This window comes from Emergencia sp. JLR.KK010 (assembly GCF_037018265.1).
In the GTDB taxonomy this organism is placed as follows: domain Bacteria; phylum Bacillota; class Clostridia; order Peptostreptococcales; family Anaerovoracaceae; genus Senimuribacter; species Senimuribacter intestinalis.
Window position 1 is genome coordinate 570,696 of the sequence record NZ_CP143550.1, and the last position, 16,477, is coordinate 587,172.

Here is a 16,477-nt window from a genome sequence, read left to right on the forward strand (position 1 = left end):
GTATCAAACTCTTTAAATTATGATATCTATTATATGGAAATTGAGGAAATTACTTTAATAATATGGCAAGTTTTTATGAAAATATCTGCTTAGAAAACGAAAAAGAACGAAGAATTCCATTTCTATTTCGTTTAATTTGCTCAAAACCTTTTAGTTAGTATAAAGTAACTTCTAAGTTTTGATACCTTTTTTGCAAAAAAACGGAATAGATACTAAAATCTAATACTCGCAACTTTTTCTTCTTGCCGGCTTGTTTGCGAATCGACAAACATTTTCTTGATTTCAGCAAACAGGCTCGGTCACGTCCGCACTGACCATGGCGCGGGCAGGGTGCTGCGCCTTCTGCAGTCTGCGGTGTGTGCGTGGCAATGCTGCATGTATAACAAAGGAGCTGCATGCATCAGCAGGCAGCTCCCCTTTTACCTATGAAATTGTAATTCCACCGCCGCCCAGCAAGGTTGCAAAGTAGCCTGCAAAGATAACAGATGTAATTGTAACTGTTACAAATCCGCCGACGACCATGGATGGGAACATTTTACTCATCAGATATCCGCGTTCGTCCGGGTCATCAGTCAGTGAGTTGCAAGTGTTTTCTGTGATAATTGCATCGCAAGGGAAGCCGTATAAAGCGGTAAGACCATTTGCAAAGGCAAGCTGGAAGTCCATGTGGAACAGCTTTGCAATGATGAAAGCAGCCAGCGCCATACCGGCAACACCGATTACAATCATAATCAGCATTGGAACAATCAGGGCCTTCAGCATGCTTGGCGTGCAGTCAGCAAGACCGGAGAATACGCTTAACATAGCTGCAAACATGAAGATTGTGTATGTATTTGCTCTTGTCATTGAACTGGTATCAAGGAAGCCAATTCTTGTCAAAATGACTGAAATAATCAGACACCACACAATTGTAGGAATCTGTGGAATCAGCTGTCCGACAATACTGGAAAGCCACACGCTGAGAGCCAGTTTTACGATGATGAAAACTGGAGTGTTAAATTTGTCTGGAAGTGGTGGGATTAATTTCTTAGTCCCGCTGTCATCTGCGATGGTAGTAAGACCGACAGTTTTCATTTTGTCAATTTCTTTCTGTGAAAGGTTCAAATCACCGGAACGCCACTCTTTCAGAAGCTTTCTGCCTTCTGAGTGCAGGCATAAAGCGGTGATAGGATATCCTGCGAGTCCCTGCACACTGTACATTGCGATTGCAAATACTGCGGCTTCTTTTAATCCTGCAGCTTCGGCAGCGCCCTGCATGGTCAGTGCAGCAACGATACCTCCGGTTAGAGGCGGAAGTCCTGCAATAACAAGGTTTTTGTCCATGATGATTGGACAGATGAACCAGCATAGTGCGACCATACCGACAAGACCGACCAGACAGACGACTACGGTTTTCCACTGTTCGACCAGCTGTTTTAGACTGATGACCGTACCGATGTGGGTGATGAACATGAGTACGCCAATTGTGCCAGCGAAGGAAGAAAGTCCCGAATCTTCGGATACTGTCTTAGGAATTACAGTCCAAAAACCGATTAAAAAGATGATTGCGGTTACCAGTACGGAAGGGACCCATGCACGTGTGATTGTGGATACCCATTCACCGATAACGTAGGCGATACCAACGATTACTACCGCCAAGAAAGCATTATAAAGTACCATAATAACTCCTTTCCTTTACAATTTAAATTTATTCTTTCAGAAATGCAAGTGCGCTGTTAACGATTGCCACCATTCCATATTTCATTGCATCTTCATCAAAGGTGCAGTCTGAGCGATGGAGTACGGAGACTTTCATTCCCGGTGCATGCCCTGCATTTAGAAACATAAGTACAGATGGCTTTCCGGTCTTTGTTCCGAAAAAGCTGTAGTCTTCGCTAAAGGACATAGGCTCTTTGAGGATGTAGTAATTTTCCTCACCTAGAGTGCCTGTGATTAGGTCGACGAGGTCTTCATCGTTGTAGCAGGCGTCATAGCCCAAGCTGATGTTGGCGTCTATTTTGCAGCCGGAAAGGGTTTCTATACCTTTGCAGATTTCGCGAATTTTTTCTGTTGCGATGGTGCGGGCTTCTTGGGTATAAGCGCGAAGTGCACCTTCCATGTAACAATAGTCGGCAATGATATTGATTGCCGCGCCCCCTTGAATCAGGTTCATGGACAATATGCAGGTGTCCAATGGGCTGATATTTCTCGCTTGAATCTGCTGCAACAAAAGGTTAATCTGCGTTGCGGCTAAAATTGCGTCGTTTGCATTTTGCGGTTGTGAACCGTGACTGCTTTTTCCGTGAATTTTGATTTTTACTTCGTCGGCGGAGGTTGTCACGGCGCCTTTTCTAATTCCTATCAGTCCAACGTTGTCATCGCTTGGAATGACATGGGTTGCGAAAAAAGCGTCAACATCGTCTACTGCACCTGACTCGATGATTCCAATAGCGCCGCCGGGCTGCGTTTCTTCACCTGCTTCAAAGATAACCTTTACCGTGCCAGAAAACTTATCTCTCATATCGCACAGGGTTCTTGCAATTCCTAGCATCATTGCAGTATGTAAATCATGGCCGCAGGCATGCATAGCGCCGGGGGTCAGGCTGCAAAATGAAAGACCTGTTTCTTCTAAAACCGGAAGTGCGTCCATATCACATCGCAGACCGATACATTTTCCGGGTCCTTTTTTACCTCTTATCGTGCCTACGACGGAAGACTTGCCGGCGCAGATAATTTCATCGACACCGTAGGCTGAAAGTTCCTTTTTTACCAGAGCTGAGGTTTTGGGCAGTTCAAATCCAATCTCTGGGTTTCTATGAATTTCCCGTCTTATTGTGATAACATCTTCCAGAATTTCGCTGATTTTTTCTGGTATAATCAAGGCGATATCCCTCCTTCTTCAGTTTTGAATTTTAATTTAGAGATTTTTCATAATAAATTGTAATATTTTTATTGATGAAAAGGAAATTAAAGGTTATAATGGACATCATTAGTGAAAGTAATGACAGCTATATTTGTGACTTGAACTAAGGGGAGATACGACTATGGAAATTAGACAGATTTATTACGTGTTAGAGGTTGCAAAGCAGAAAAACTTCACAAAAGCCGCGCAGGCTCTGTATGTCACACAGTCCAATATTTCACAGCAAATCAGTGCACTTGAGTCTGAACTGAACACGGCCCTTTTTGTAAGGGATCATCACAATATTTATTTAACTGTAGATGGAGAGCGATTTTGCAAATATGCAAGAGGGGTTGTGGATGCTATCGATGTGCTTATGAAGGAATTCAATGGCAATGAGGAGTCAGAAAAAGCGGTAATTAATGTCGCTGTTTTTCCGTTTTCATGGACCATTGGGGTATCTACAATCGTAAAAGATTTTTATAAATCAAGCACCAATGTTGTCGGCACCATAAGAATTTCTGATAATTACTGTGCCTATACTGACCTCAAAAAAGGGGCTTTGGACTTCGCCCTTGTCAAGCTGAGACCGGAGGATAAGGTTGACTACTTGACCTACATTCCGCTAATTGAAGAGGATTTACTGGTGATTATCAATCGGAATAATCCAATTGCGGCGCATCATGCCATTTCGGCGGAAGATCTGTCAAACTTACCGGTACTTGTAGGGGAGAAAACGACAAATCTTTACGATGATTTTCACAAGATATATGCGGATAGAAATGCTGAATTTCAGGTCGTCCTCGAAAACACATTTGATAGAGATTTGCTTATCAATATGCTTTCCAGCGGCGAGGGTATTACCTTTGCTACAGAATCCACAGCTGCACAGATTGTTAATGACAAAATCACAGCCATTCCTCTTGAAGTTCCAGTTAAATATAATACTTATCTGGTATATTTGCAGGACAAAGAACCGAGGGGAATTTACAGAGCTTTTGTAGATTACGTGGTAAATGAAACTCATAGTTTGAACGAAACGAAGAAAATTAAGATTAAAAATAACGATATTTTGTATTAGACGGGGAGAGCACTGAAAAAATACATATTTTTAAAGAAAACCCCGAAAATATGCACATCGGTCTGCATATTTTCGGGGTTTTTTACGTTATATATGCACATTCTGAGCTGTAAGGCGATAGTAAAACTGCTGTTTGATAGTTTTTTATAGGAAAAAATGCATATCAGGAGAAAACTTATCAAAAATATGCACGCTTATACGAGGATTTGTGCATATTTTTGGTTGTTTTGATGGAAATATGCACAGAGACGAACAGCAGTAAAGTCGTCATTCTTTGCACTTGTGAATTATGGGAGATTTGGTATAATATTTTTAGGTTAGTGAAGCAGAATGAATAACAGCAGAGGCTTCGGTTGCATTGAATCGTTTAATTAAGATAGATTTGATTAAAAAATTTTGACATGGAAGAAGTTTCTTCTATCAAGAAACTTGATGTATCACAAAAAACAAAGGAGGCACAGTATGAACAAACCAGTACTAGTCATCATGGCTGCAGGTATGGGCAGCAGGTACGGAGGACTTAAGCAGATAGATCCGATCAGCGACAGAGGAGAAATCATTTTAGATTTTTCACTTTACGATGCCATGATGGCTGGCTTTGAGAAGATAATTTTTATCATTAAAAAAGAAAATGAAGAAGATTTCCGCAGACTGATCGATCAGCGCGCGGGAAAATATATGAAGGTGGAGTATGCTTTTCAGGAGCTTACAGATATTCCGCAGGGGTATCAGGTTCCTGCAGAGCGTGTGAAACCGTGGGGAACCTGTCATGCGGTGCTCAGTGCACGCAAACTCATTGACGGACCTTTTGCGGTTATCAACGCAGACGATTACTACGGACCAGGTGCATTTCAGATCATCTACGACTATCTGGACCAGGCGAAGGATGACGAAAAATATCGTTACTGCATGGTTGGCTACAATCTGGAGAAAACTTTGACCGAAAACGGTCATGTAGCGCGTGGTGTCTGCGAAGTGGGTGAAAACGGACAGCTTCTGGACATTGTAGAGCGCACGAAAATCATGTATCACGACGGCGGGATTGCATTTACAGAGGACGATGGGATAACCTGGCAGGCTTTGGAAGAAGGAACCACCGTTTCTATGAATTTCTGGGGTTTTACAGAGTCCTTTGTCCGTGAAATGGAGGAACGTTTTCCGGCATTTTTGGATAAAGCGCTGGTCGAGAATCCTCTTAAAGGAGAATATTTCCTGCCGGTGGTTGTGGATCAGCTAATTAAAGAGGATAAGGCGACCGTAAAGGTGCTTCACTCCCATGACAAGTGGTATGGCGTCACATACAAAGAAGATAAGCAGAGCGTAGTTGATGCGCTGCAGTCCATGAAGGATAAGGGGCTGTACCCGGAAAAGCTTTGGAAATAATGCAAAAAAGACTTGCAAGGCCGCTGCTTTGCGGGTATAATAATAAGGCACGATTTTGTGCAAAATCTCTGCGTAGGCATGGGGCTTACGCCATTTAGTCCATAGGGAGGTGAAACCAATGACAAATTATGAAGTTATGTTCATTATCGATCCTACTTTAGAAGATGCTAAGAAGGAAGCTACAGTTGAGAAGGTACAGGGTATCATTGCAGCTGACGGAGAAGTTCAGAAAGTAGACACTTGGGGCATGAGAAAGCTTGCTTATCCGATTCAGAAGAAGAACGAAGGCTACTACGTTGTAATCGAATTCGCAGCAAGCACAGAATTACCTAAGGAACTTGACAGAAGACTGAGAATTTCCGACGATGTAATGAGACACATCATCATCAACAAAGACGCAAAATAAGGAATGGGGTGTAGTTAATGAATAGTGTAGTTCTAATCGGAAGACTTACCCGTGACCCGGAAGTCAGATATACTGCAAGCACACAGATGGCAGTTGCAACCTTTACCGTTGCTATTGACAGACCTGTAAGAGCAGGCGGAGAGAAGCAGACAGATTTTCCTCGCGTGACCGTTTTTGGCAAACAGGCAGAGAACTGTGAGAAGTATCTGGCAAAGGGCAGATTAGTCGGCGTTCAGGGTAGAATCCAGACCGGAAGCTATCAGAACAAGGACGGCGTCACTGTTTACACAACCGATGTTGTGGCAGACAGAGTAGAATTTTTAGAGTGGGGCGACAGACCGCAGAGCAGCGGTAATTTCGCACCGAGACAGAACGCTTCTTCAGGCTATAACAATCAGCCGGCTGCCAGCAGCATGCCGGAAGAGATGCCGGATTCATTCCAGGCAATTGATGAAGACGTTCCATTCTAAGGAAAGGAGATAAGAACCATGATGGATAGAAGACGTGGTGGCATGAGAAGAAAGAAAGTATGCCAGTTCTGCGCTGATAAGACAGAAGTAATCGATTTCAAGGATACAGAAAAACTCAAGAAGTATATCACTGAGAGAGGCAAAATCCTGCCTAAGAGAATCACTGGAACTTGCGCTGTACATCAGAGAGAAGTTACCACTGCAATCAAAAGAGCAAGAATCGTTGCATTACTGCCTTACGTTGCAGACTAATTTAAAAAGAGCCATACAGGAGCCGACCAGGCTCCTGTTTCTTTATATCAGAAAGCCTGTTAAAGACAAGTAAGATTGCATGACGCCAATTTGAAAGATTTTTTTTGAGAGTTTTGCATAGGGGCAACGCAAAAATAAAGAAAAAAAGCGGCGAAGTTGGCGTTGGTAGAATCGAAGGAGCTACTACAGTTTTATTGTGAATCCTCTTGACAACAGACAGGTGGGTGCTTTAATATGTTAATGTAATAAATGACAAGAGGTGTATTTAAGATGAAAATTTTGAAGAAATCCAAAGAGAGAACCGCAGAAGATAACCGGACTTTACGAGATGGTGTAACTGCGATTATAGACGATGTATGCCAGCGCGGTGATACGGCGCTTCATGAATATAACGAGAAATTTGATGACTGCCATAGACAGATGCTGCGAATCAGCAGAGAGGAAATTGAAGAGGCTTATGAACAGATAACAGAGCAGGAACTCTCAGATCTTCGCATGGCAAAGTCTAATATAGAAAAATTTGCAGCGGCACAGAGAGGAACTGTGACAGAATTAGAGAATTTCAGTCCACAGCCGGGGATTTATCTGGGGCACAGAATTATTCCCGTTACATCCTGCTGCTGTTATGTGCCAGGCGGTGGCTATCCTCTTTACTCCACTGCGCTGATGTTGATTACCCCTGCAAAAGTGGCAGGCGTGAAGCGGGTTGCAGCATGTTCACCGACAGTAAAAGGTACTTCGAGGATTCACTACAAAACGCTGGTTGCTATGGATCTTGCAGGCGCAGATGAAATTTATGCAGTAGGCGGGGCGCAGGCTGTTGCTGCGTTCTCATACGGTACAGAAGAAATCAAACCGGTGGACATGATTGTAGGACCAGGCAATCGCTATGTAACAGAAGCAAAGCGCCAGTGTTACGGACAGATTGGAATTGACTTTGTAGCAGGACCTAGTGAAGTTCTTGTCATTGCAGATGCGAAAGCAGATAGCAAGACTATCGCTGCCGATCTTTTGGCACAGGCGGAGCATGATCCCAATGCTAAGGGTATTCTGGTAACCACCGATGAAGCCTTTGGCAAACAGGTCATCGAAGATGTAGAGGCAGAACTGAAAATCCTTTCTACTTCAGGCATTGCAAAAAAATCCTGGGATGACTACGGTGAAGTTGTAATTGTAGATACATTGGCGGAAGCTGTGGCGATATCCAATGATTATGCGCCGGAACACTTAGAGGTCAATATTGAAAATCCAGATGAGATTATAGAGGATTTGTATAATTATGGCTCCTTATTTATCGGTGGCAATACAGCGGAGGTCTTTGGTGACTATGCATCAGGTACCAATCATACGCTGCCGACAGTAAAAGCAGCACGTTATACTGGCGGCGTCTGGGTAGGTACTTTCCTAAAAACCTGTACGCACCAGAGTATGAGTCTCGAAGCGTCGAAGAAAATTGCACCGCTAGTTGCTAGAATGGCATATGGAGAAGGGTTGGAAGGTCATGCAAAGGCAGCAGAGGCTAGAGCATAGAAAATATAAAACGCTGAGAGAGTACGGCTCGTCTCAGCGTTTTGCTTTAGTTATTTATCGTGTTAATTAAATTACGATATTTTGGCTTCTCCGTTTGGGGGATATCCAAGCAGTCCATGACCTGTTCAAGGTCTAAGTGAAGATTTTTAATTAGAGATTGGATATTGGAGAGTGTGGTCTGTTCCAAGGTTTTTTTAGTGACCTCTTTAGTGACCTCTTTAGTGACTTCTTTAGTGACTTCTTCGGTCACTTCCCTGGTCACCCTCTCCGTGGTTTCTTTTGTGGCTTTCTCTGCAGCAATCTCCGCAGCTTCTTCTGCTCTAATCTCTATGAATTCTTCCATGGTTATGCTCCGCCATGCCATCTTCTCCACCTCCGCGCTATGAGCTCTTAAAAAATTCACTAAGATGTTTTCCTTGAGGCAGCGTTCTACGGCAGCGCCTACTGCTTCTTTTCTGTCCTTTCCTGCAGAAAGCCCTTCTTTCACATACCTAACGAACATTCCATATTCTCTCAGCTTGGTACTTTTCTGCAATACAGGATTTTTCTCCGCTTCCTCTTCTTCTCCTTCATTGTACACCACTTTGATGACTTTTACTACTAATTCTACGGAATTTTCCTTTGGCTCCCCCATGAAGCTGGATGATAATCTCAGTTCGTCCACGTCCCATGGCTCGCTTCCCGTGTAGATAACGAAAAACTGTGGTGTCGGGATTTTTACCTGCCCCTGTCTGAAAAACGTTCTATTGTCTAGTAGTATTGCGATGTTATTCGCCAAATAGCGGAGCATACGGAGTGGAATATTAGCAGATATAGTACTCTGCTGTTCTCCAAATACCAGATATGCAACTGCAATCTCATAGCTAAGGTCATTTTTAATGCCATGATAGATGACGTCATCTAAGGTCAAAAATCTCACTTCAGTATCGGGTCCATAGTCAGTCCCTTCCAGTGCATTAAAAAGTTCGATGGCATTTTCTTTTTCTGAAAACAGCATGCGAAAGATACTGTCTTGATAAGTTCTCTTAGGTTCAGCTGCTGTCAGCAGCTTATTTTCTGTCATTTACTTCCTCCGTTCTATATTAATGGGATATTATTACTGTATTTCTATTATATTCCAAAAATCAATCAGTGGCAAGAAGAAATTCCTTTATAAGGATAAAATGTTAATATATGGATAATAAGTATTTCCTTTTTAAAGTTAAAATTAAAATTTCTTTCTTTTCTAAAAACTTTTGGGAAATCTATTGTCTTTGCTTTATACAAAGATTAGAATGTAGGTAAATATTTATAATGCGTCGAGGAGATTAAGAGATAGTACGCGGGAAAGGAAAACATATGGGAAAATTTGTTTATTCATTCAGTGAAGGGTCCAAGGACATGAGAAGTCTTTTGGGTGGTAAAGGCGCGAATCTGGCGGAAATGACCAGAATTGGACTGCCAGTTCCCTACGGGTTTACGGTAACGACTGAAGCCTGCACCCGGTACTACGAAGAAAATCAGATGATTGGCGAAGATATCATCGGGGAAATTTATGAGAAACTGGCGGAACTGGAAGCAGTCACTGAGAAAAAGTTTGGTGACAAAGAGAATCCGCTGCTGGTTTCTGTTCGCTCTGGCTCTGTTTTCTCCATGCCCGGCATGATGGATACGATCCTGAATCTGGGTCTCAACGACGAAACTGTGGAAAGTCTGGCAAAACTGACAGAAAACGATCGTTTTGCTTATGATAGCTATCGCCGTTTTATTCAGATGTTTGGCGACGTTGTGCTGGAAATTCCAAAGAGTGAGTTCGATGTCATCTTTGATGGACAGAAAGAAAAGGTAGGCGCGGCCTTTGACGTAGATTTAACCACTGACGATTTGAAAGAAATCATCGTTGGCTATAAAGCGCTGGTAAAAAAAGCTGTAGGCAGAGATTTTCCGCAGGAGCCAAAAGATCAGCTGATGGAGGCAATCAAGGCGGTATTCCGTTCCTGGAACAACGATAGAGCGATTCTTTACAGAAAGCTCAACAGAATTTCCGATAAGCTGGGCACTGCAGTCAACGTGCAGTCCATGGTATTTGGTAACATGGGAGACACCTCCGGTACAGGTGTAGCCTTCACCAGAGATCCGGCAACCGGAAACAATCAGCTTTACGGAGAATTTCTTGTGAATGCTCAGGGCGAAGATGTGGTTGCAGGAATCCGTACCCCGAAACCGATTGCAGAAATGGCTGAGGCATTCCCTGAAGTATACAAAGATTTTGAACGTATCGCAGAGATACTGGAAAAACACTATAAAGACATGCAGGATATGGAGTTTACTGTAGAAAGAGGTAAGCTATTTATGCTGCAGACCAGAGCGGCAAAGAGAACGGCGGTTTCTGCAATCAAAGTGGCGGTTGATATGGTGGATGAAGGGCTGATTGCCAAAGAGACAGCCGTAGAGCGCATTGACCCCGCGCAGATTGATCAATTGCTGCATCCGACCTTTGACACAAAGGCTGAAAAAACGGCAGAAGTACTGGCAAAGGGTCTTCCTGCTTCACCTGGCGCAGCGACGGGAAAAATTTATTTCACAGCCTCTGACGCAGAGGCAGCTGTAGAGTCCGGTGAAAAAGCCATTCTTGTTAGACAGGAAACTTCTCCGGAAGATCTTGCTGGTATGGTTGCGGCAGAGGGAATTTTGACTGCCAGAGGCGGTATGACCAGCCATGCGGCAGTTGTAGCCAGAGGCATGGGTAAATGCTGTGTTGCAGGCTGCTCTGAAATCATCGTAGATGAATCAGGTAAAACTTTGACAATCGGAGATGATCGTTTGGAGGAAGGCGACTATATTTCTCTAAACGGATCTACTGGTACTGTATATAGAGGGCAGATTGCAACTGTTCAGCCAGAACTTTCCGGAGATTTTGGAATGATTATGAGTTGGGCAGATGAAATCCGCAAGTTAAAGGTTCGCACCAATGCGGACAATCCGAAAGATGCAGCGCAAGCATTGGCGTTTGGCGCAGAGGGAATTGGTCTTTGTAGAACGGAGCATATGTTCTTTGAAGAAGAAAGAATTCCGGCAATTCGCCAGATGATTTTGGCGGAAACTGAGGAAGAAAGAAGAACTGCACTGGCAAAACTTCTGCCGTTCCAGAAGTCTGATTTTATGGGCATGTATGAAGTGATGGAGGATAAGCCGGTGACCATTCGTCTTTTAGATCCGCCGCTTCACGAGTTCCTGCCGCAGACCGAGGAAGACACCAGAGAACTGGCAGCTCATACCGGCATTCCGTATGAAAAGCTGGCGCAGGCAGCCAGTGAGCTTCACGAGTTCAACCCGATGCTGGGACATCGCGGCTGCAGACTTGCAGTGACCTATCCGGAAATCGCAGAAATGCAGACTCGTGCTATTATGGAAGCAGCCATTGAAGTTTCTGCGGAGAAAGGCGTAGATATCGTACCTGAAATCATGATTCCGCTGGTAGGAAGCAAGGCAGAAATCGCTGATGTAAAAGCGACTGTCGTAAAGACCGCTGACGCTTGTAGAGAAGAAGCAGGCAGTCAGATGAAATACCACATCGGTACCATGATTGAAGTGCCAAGAGCTGCTTTGACAGCAGATGAGATTGCGGAAGAAGCAGAATTTTTCTCTTTTGGAACCAACGATCTGACCCAAATGACTTTTGGTTTCTCCCGTGACGATACAGGAAAGCTGATTAAAGAATACGTGGATAAAGGGATTCTGCCTGACGACCCGTTCCAGACTATTGACCAGGACGGTGTAGGTTTGCTGGTGCAGATGGCAGTGGAAAAAGGAAGGCAGACCCGCCCGAATATTAAACTGGGTATTTGCGGTGAACACGGCGGGGATCCGAGAAGTATTGAGTTCTGCCACAGAACAGGACTTGACTACGTTTCCTGCTCCCCTTACCGCGTGCCGATTGCAAGAATTGCGGCAGCGCAGGCAGCAATTAAAGATGTTGAAAAATAAATATGAATTGGTAATAGGCAAGAGTCCTGAAGAACAGAATCTTTAGGGCTCTTGTTTTATCATTGTGCACTGGCTTGGTGTTTAACCTATAGACAATTTTTCCTTAAAATATGTATAAGAGCTTCCCCGATTCTTAACCGAGATTATAGAAAACGCTATAAAAATGTATAAGAGTGTTGTCAGTGAAACGGATTATCTCGAAATTGCGGGCGAAAAACTTGCGTTATATGCAAAATTTCCCCAAATTTTTGGCGTATATGGCGCGGTTCATAGGAAATTTGAGTGTGAGAGATGATGGACTTATACATTTTTAGAAAGAATTTGCTGTTTGGGTTAAGATTTCATTTTTGATTCAACCAACAACTCTAGCTTTAGCAGTTTTGTTACTCCATAGCCGGCAGTGATTCCTGCGACATACAGAATAATATCAAAGGTGTCAAAGAATCCTCGCGCAGTAAGTGCTTGTAAAAGCTCCAACGCAAAAGACAGGAAGATGGCGCTGCAAATCATGAGTGGGAATTTTATTTTCCTAAAGAAATAGCCCATAGGAACAAAGCAAAGAAAATTTAATAGACTTTGCAGTTTCATTTCCGGCTCGCCCAATGCCGCAAAAGAGTCTGCTGGATTCCAAATATATTCGGCATGGAGTGCGGAGCGACCGAAAAGGGTGATAAAAAGAAGTACAGCGTAAAGGGCTATTAACGAAAAATATAAATATCTCGGTATTTTGTGATAAAGCACGATGTAACCTAATGCTGAAAAACATGCGATACAGAAGAAAAGTGAAAACCACATGGCAGGAAAATACAGTGGATTGCCGGTTGATACAAATCGAGTAAGAAGTTCACAGAATAGGTAGTAGTGCATAAGATAACCGGGAACGATACTGACTATGGCAATGGTTGGAAGTTTTTTAAGGTTCATAAAAAAGCCTTTCTTTCCTAAAAAATATGATATCAATATTTTAATATATATTGGATGGAACGTACAGAAAAAAGTCAAAAAGGAGGTAGCTTCAAGAGCAGCCTCCAACTTTCACCAGCACAATCTTACTTACTGTTTGGTAAGGGGTATAAGCATTTTTCACCGAGTATTTAATTTGATATTCACCTTCGCAGTCGAAAATCCATGCTGCGGCTTCTTCGGCAGTCACTGGTTGGAAATCAGCATCAGAAGGACCTTTAATTGCAATTTTCAGCTTTGATGTCACATCTTTACCGTTATGAACAGCGCTGATTCCGGTGATAAGATCGGTCGATATGCGGGGCTGTACGGCTAAAGGTGTATTGCAACTGCCGTCTGTACCGACAAGAGCAGCGTTAAACGCCGGCGGCAGCGTCAACTGTGGGTCATTGTTGACTGCCCCTTTTTTAGAAGTGATTGTAATGACCTTTTTCGCCGCTTTATAAGGGGCGTATTTATTTTTGACGATGTATTTTACCGAGTATTTGCCGGTCTTTGCAAACCGGTAATTCTTTGCGTCCCGGTAGGAATAGATCTTGTATTTCTTTGCGCCGGGCGCTTTGATGTAGACCTTCATGGCACTGGTGCGGATGGCGGAAGCCTGCTTTGCGGTGACACCTTTTACAGCGTTTTTATCGCCCCAAGTGACGGTCCTGCTCTTTGCGCCGGAAATGACGGGCGCTTTTAAATTGTCCACGACTTTGATTTTCACGGTGGTGCTGGCGCTTTTTCCGTAAGGAGCAGTGACGGTGTAGGTGATCTTATAAGTTCCCAATTTGTTTGTGGAAAAAGTATCGCTGACATATTTTCCTTTCTTGGAAGAGTAACGCTCCACCTTGGAAACCTTGATGAAACCCTTTAAGTTCATAAAGGTATTCGGATCCTCCGCATAGACGTAGCTTTTCGGGTCATAATTTTTCTTGCCGTATTGCACCGTCAGAGTTTTTTTTGAAGAAACTCTGATGGTTGGCGCGTCTATAATATAGTACGGATTGGCGGGGTCCGGGTCTGTAGGATCCCAGTATTTATAGCGACCGGTGTAAACCTTAATCGGTGCAGGCTTTCCCAGCGGACCCGGGTTATCACTGCGATAAATGGTCACCTTGGTGCCGATTTTGCAGGTGTAATAAATCCACTTGGCATCGACGACGGAAAGGCGTACGCAGCCGTGGGATGCGGACTGCCCCAGCATGTTGAACTGGCTGGTGACCTGCGAAGCCTTGTCAAAGCGTTCTGTATAGTAAACGGAGTGGAATAGAATGTCATCGGTGATGTGGGTGCAGTACTGTCCATACACATCGTTCATCAGTTCACCCCAGTTCCATCTCCCCTGCGTGTAAAAAGTCCCTTTGGGCGTAGTGCCGCCAAGACCGGTAGAACAGAGCATGGCGCGAATCGGCTTCCATTTGCCGTCAATTTTTTTGTAAGCCGTTATAACGTTTTGCTGTTCGTTGACTTTGAGCCAGTATTTGCCTGTATAGGTGCTAGCGTGAGCATCTGAGACTGTAAAGCATAGCACTGCCATGGTAAAAAGCACAGCGAGCAAAATACCAATTCCCTTTTTTTCTCTAATCATATTTTGCCTCCCAATTTAATCAGTGACTATAGTATAGCACGTTTTTTTCTGTATAAATATGAAATTTTCTAAAGAATTTCCCAAGAATTCTTCTTTTTTTTCTGAACGGAAGGGAAAAGGACAGTAGTACCTTTTCTTATGCCTGATTTTTCAACGGAAATAAAGAATCAAGATTCTGAATTTAATAAATATACATAGTAAAGGGATACAACTTTAAAGGAATAACGTGAAAAAATATATACGTTTTATGGAAAATAATTACATAAAAAATGAAGAAAAAGCTGAAAAAATCAATGCTTTTTGACAAAAAAGAGTAGCGCGCAGAGCAAAAAAACTGTATAATAGGGATACAAAAAATAGGAGTCAAGAAAAGCATATTAATACTAAAATTAGAATAATTATAATGAAAGATAGGAGTGAGAAGATGGCAGTTTTGATTAACGGACGTGACCTTACGGTAGAAGAGGTTATTCGCGTATGCCGCGGAAATGAAAAAGTTGAAATCGAACCACAGGCGAAGGAGGCAGTCAACAAGGCACGGGCTTTCATCGAGCGAAAGCTGGATGAGGGCGCAGTGATTTATGGTTTGACTACCGGGTTTGGTAAATTTTCCAACGTGCTGATTTCTAAAGAGGAGACGACAGACTTACAACGCAATCTGATTATCAGCCACACTTGCACTTTTGGAGAGCCCTATCCGAGGGAGTATGTAAGAGCAGCTATGCTGCTGCGCTGTAACGCATTATCGAGGGGAAATTCCGGCATCAGACTGTCCACCATTCAAACTATGCTGGATATGCTGAATGCAGGCATTCATCCGGTGATTCCAAGGAAAGGCTCTTTGGGCGCTTCGGGCGATCTTGCACCGCTTTCTCACATTGCGCTGGGTCTGATTGGACTTGGAAAAGTGGAATATAAGGGGGAAATCGTTGACGCAAAGGATGCCATGGTGGCAGAAGGCATTACGCCTGTGGAACTGGCAGCCAAAGAGGGGCTTGCCCTGAACAACGGAACCCAGATGATGACAGCAGTTGGTGTTAACGTGCTTTGGGACGCAATGAATCTTTTGAAAGTGGCAGATCTTGCCACTGCCATGACAGCAGAGGCGCTACACGGAATTACTAAGGCGTATGACCATAAAGTGCAGGATGTGCGGGGACATCAGGGGCAGAAAATTACAGCGGAGAATTTGCTTACCCTGCTCGATGGCAGCAAGAATGCTATGGAGGTACAGCCGACTAAGGTGCAGGATCCATATTCTCTTCGCTGCATTCCGCAGATTCACGGGGCTTCCAGAGACGCGCTACAGTACGTGTATGATGCGGTTTCCAGAGAGATTAATGCGGTGACGGATAATCCGATCGTATTTCCTGATGAAGACGAAGTCATTTCTGGTGGAAACTTCCACGGTCAGCCAATGGCACTGGCATTTGACTTTATGAAGATGGCGATTTCCGAGCTTGCCGATGTTTCTGAAAGAAGAGCGGAAAGATTGATTAACCCAGCGCTTTCGGAGGGACTTCCGGGCTTCCTCACTAAGCATGGCGGCGTTTGTTCCGGCTTTATGATTGCCCAGTATGCAGCGGCTTCCATGGTTTCCGAGAACAAAGTTTACGACCATCCGGCCTGTGTGGATTCCATTCCGTCCTCCGGTAATCAGGAAGATCATGTGTCTATGGGAACGACCTCTGCAAGAACCGCAGCGATGGTGCTCGACAATGCACAGAAAGTGCTCAGTATTGAAATCGCAGCGGCGGCACAGGGCATCTGGCTGAGACAGGAAATCGGCGAAAGCAGTATCGACAACCTGGCGCCGGCAACCAGAGAGGCTTACGATTACATTAGAACCATTTCCGAGCCGATTGAGGAAGACGTCATCATGCATGATGAACTTGCAAAATTTGAGCAGATGGTGAAGGATAACAGCCTGCTTGAAGTAGTGGAAAAAGTAGTAACTTTGAAATAGATG

Annotated in this window: 13 protein-coding genes; 8 read left to right on the plus strand and 5 right to left on the minus strand. The window is 43.8% G+C overall.

Going from position 1 to position 16,477, the window contains the following annotated elements; translation table 11 throughout:
* Positions 1 to 423: 423 nt before the first annotated feature.
* Both V1225_RS02785 and V1225_RS02790 read right to left on the minus strand, forming a co-directional pair.
* Positions 424 to 1,659: a hypothetical protein gene (locus V1225_RS02785; protein WP_338547534.1), complete on the minus strand. Its 1,236-nt coding sequence runs from the start codon at positions 1,657 to 1,659 to the stop codon at positions 424 to 426.
* A 28-nt stretch (positions 1,660 to 1,687) separates the two neighbouring features.
* Entirely contained in the window at positions 1,688 to 2,860 is a 1,173-nt protein-coding gene (locus V1225_RS02790; protein WP_251614123.1) for a M20 family metallopeptidase, read from the minus strand.
* Between the two features lie 163 nt (positions 2,861 to 3,023).
* Between V1225_RS02790 and V1225_RS02795 the strand changes: the two genes are divergently transcribed.
* The 6 genes from V1225_RS02795 to hisD all read left to right on the plus strand — a co-directional run bounded on the left by V1225_RS02795 (position 3,024) and on the right by hisD (position 8,003).
* Positions 3,024 to 3,962 (plus strand): LysR family transcriptional regulator, encoded by a 939-nt coding sequence (locus tag V1225_RS02795; protein WP_338547535.1) that lies wholly within the window; start codon positions 3,024 to 3,026, stop codon positions 3,960 to 3,962.
* Positions 3,963 to 4,424: 462 nt separating this feature from the next.
* Positions 4,425 to 5,345: a sugar phosphate nucleotidyltransferase gene (locus V1225_RS02800; protein WP_338547536.1), complete on the plus strand. Its 921-nt coding sequence runs from the start codon at positions 4,425 to 4,427 to the stop codon at positions 5,343 to 5,345.
* A 118-nt stretch (positions 5,346 to 5,463) separates the two neighbouring features.
* A complete protein-coding gene (gene rpsF, locus V1225_RS02805; protein WP_161908826.1) occupies positions 5,464 to 5,751 on the plus strand; it encodes a 30S ribosomal protein S6 in 288 nt (95 codons plus the stop codon).
* Between the two features lie 17 nt (positions 5,752 to 5,768).
* Positions 5,769 to 6,221 carry a single-stranded DNA-binding protein gene (locus tag V1225_RS02810; protein ID WP_160201058.1) on the plus strand — a complete coding sequence of 151 codons (453 nt, stop codon included), beginning with the start codon at positions 5,769 to 5,771 and terminating at the stop codon, positions 6,219 to 6,221.
* Between the two features lie 18 nt (positions 6,222 to 6,239).
* Positions 6,240 to 6,473: a 30S ribosomal protein S18 gene (gene rpsR / locus V1225_RS02815; RefSeq protein WP_160201059.1), complete on the plus strand. Its 234-nt coding sequence runs from the start codon at positions 6,240 to 6,242 to the stop codon at positions 6,471 to 6,473.
* Between the two features lie 270 nt (positions 6,474 to 6,743).
* Positions 6,744 to 8,003, plus strand: a complete 1,260-nt coding sequence (gene hisD / locus V1225_RS02820) for a histidinol dehydrogenase (RefSeq protein ID WP_338547538.1) — start codon at positions 6,744 to 6,746, stop codon at positions 8,001 to 8,003.
* Positions 8,004 to 8,049: 46 nt separating this feature from the next.
* Here hisD and V1225_RS02825 read toward each other — a convergent pair whose 3' ends face one another.
* Entirely contained in the window at positions 8,050 to 9,066 is a 1,017-nt protein-coding gene (locus V1225_RS02825; RefSeq protein ID WP_338547539.1) for a hypothetical protein, read from the minus strand.
* 275 nt (positions 9,067 to 9,341) lie between these two features.
* Here V1225_RS02825 and ppdK point away from each other — a divergent pair, with 275 nt between their 5' ends.
* On the plus strand, positions 9,342 to 11,969 hold the full coding sequence (ppdK, locus tag V1225_RS02830) for a pyruvate, phosphate dikinase (protein ID WP_338547540.1): 2,628 nt from the start codon (positions 9,342 to 9,344) through the stop codon (positions 11,967 to 11,969).
* A gap of 333 nt (positions 11,970 to 12,302) precedes the next feature.
* On the opposite strand, the gene V1225_RS02835 is transcribed toward ppdK, so the two are convergent.
* Positions 12,303 to 12,893: a VanZ family protein gene (locus V1225_RS02835; RefSeq protein ID WP_161908830.1), complete on the minus strand. Its 591-nt coding sequence runs from the start codon at positions 12,891 to 12,893 to the stop codon at positions 12,303 to 12,305.
* A 91-nt stretch (positions 12,894 to 12,984) separates the two neighbouring features.
* Positions 12,985 to 14,508, minus strand: coding sequence for a L,D-transpeptidase (locus V1225_RS02840; RefSeq protein WP_338547541.1), 1,524 nt, complete (start codon positions 14,506 to 14,508; stop codon positions 12,985 to 12,987).
* Positions 14,509 to 14,932: 424 nt separating this feature from the next.
* Between V1225_RS02840 and hutH the strand changes: the two genes are divergently transcribed.
* Positions 14,933 to 16,474: a histidine ammonia-lyase gene (gene hutH, locus V1225_RS02845; protein WP_338547542.1), complete on the plus strand. Its 1,542-nt coding sequence runs from the start codon at positions 14,933 to 14,935 to the stop codon at positions 16,472 to 16,474.
* Positions 16,475 to 16,477 lie beyond the last annotated feature (3 nt).

Coding starts and splice junctions, on each gene's coding strand:
- V1225_RS02795 (WP_338547535.1), top strand. CDS start 3,024: ATGGAAATTAGACAGATTTATTACGTGTTAGAGGTTGCAAAGCAGAAA.
- rpsF (WP_161908826.1), top strand. CDS start 5,464: ATGACAAATTATGAAGTTATGTTCATTATCGATCCTACTTTAGAAGAT.
- V1225_RS02840 (WP_338547541.1), bottom strand. CDS start 14,508: ATGATTAGAGAAAAAAAGGGAATTGGTATTTTGCTCGCTGTGCTTTTT.
- rpsR (WP_160201059.1), top strand. CDS start 6,240: ATGATGGATAGAAGACGTGGTGGCATGAGAAGAAAGAAAGTATGCCAG.
- hisD (WP_338547538.1), top strand. CDS start 6,744: ATGAAAATTTTGAAGAAATCCAAAGAGAGAACCGCAGAAGATAACCGG.
- ppdK (WP_338547540.1), top strand. CDS start 9,342: ATGGGAAAATTTGTTTATTCATTCAGTGAAGGGTCCAAGGACATGAGA.
- V1225_RS02800 (WP_338547536.1), top strand. CDS start 4,425: ATGAACAAACCAGTACTAGTCATCATGGCTGCAGGTATGGGCAGCAGG.
- hutH (WP_338547542.1), top strand. CDS start 14,933: ATGGCAGTTTTGATTAACGGACGTGACCTTACGGTAGAAGAGGTTATT.
- V1225_RS02785 (WP_338547534.1), bottom strand. CDS start 1,659: ATGGTACTTTATAATGCTTTCTTGGCGGTAGTAATCGTTGGTATCGCC.
- V1225_RS02810 (WP_160201058.1), top strand. CDS start 5,769: ATGAATAGTGTAGTTCTAATCGGAAGACTTACCCGTGACCCGGAAGTC.
- V1225_RS02825 (WP_338547539.1), bottom strand. CDS start 9,066: ATGACAGAAAATAAGCTGCTGACAGCAGCTGAACCTAAGAGAACTTAT.
- V1225_RS02835 (WP_161908830.1), bottom strand. CDS start 12,893: ATGAACCTTAAAAAACTTCCAACCATTGCCATAGTCAGTATCGTTCCC.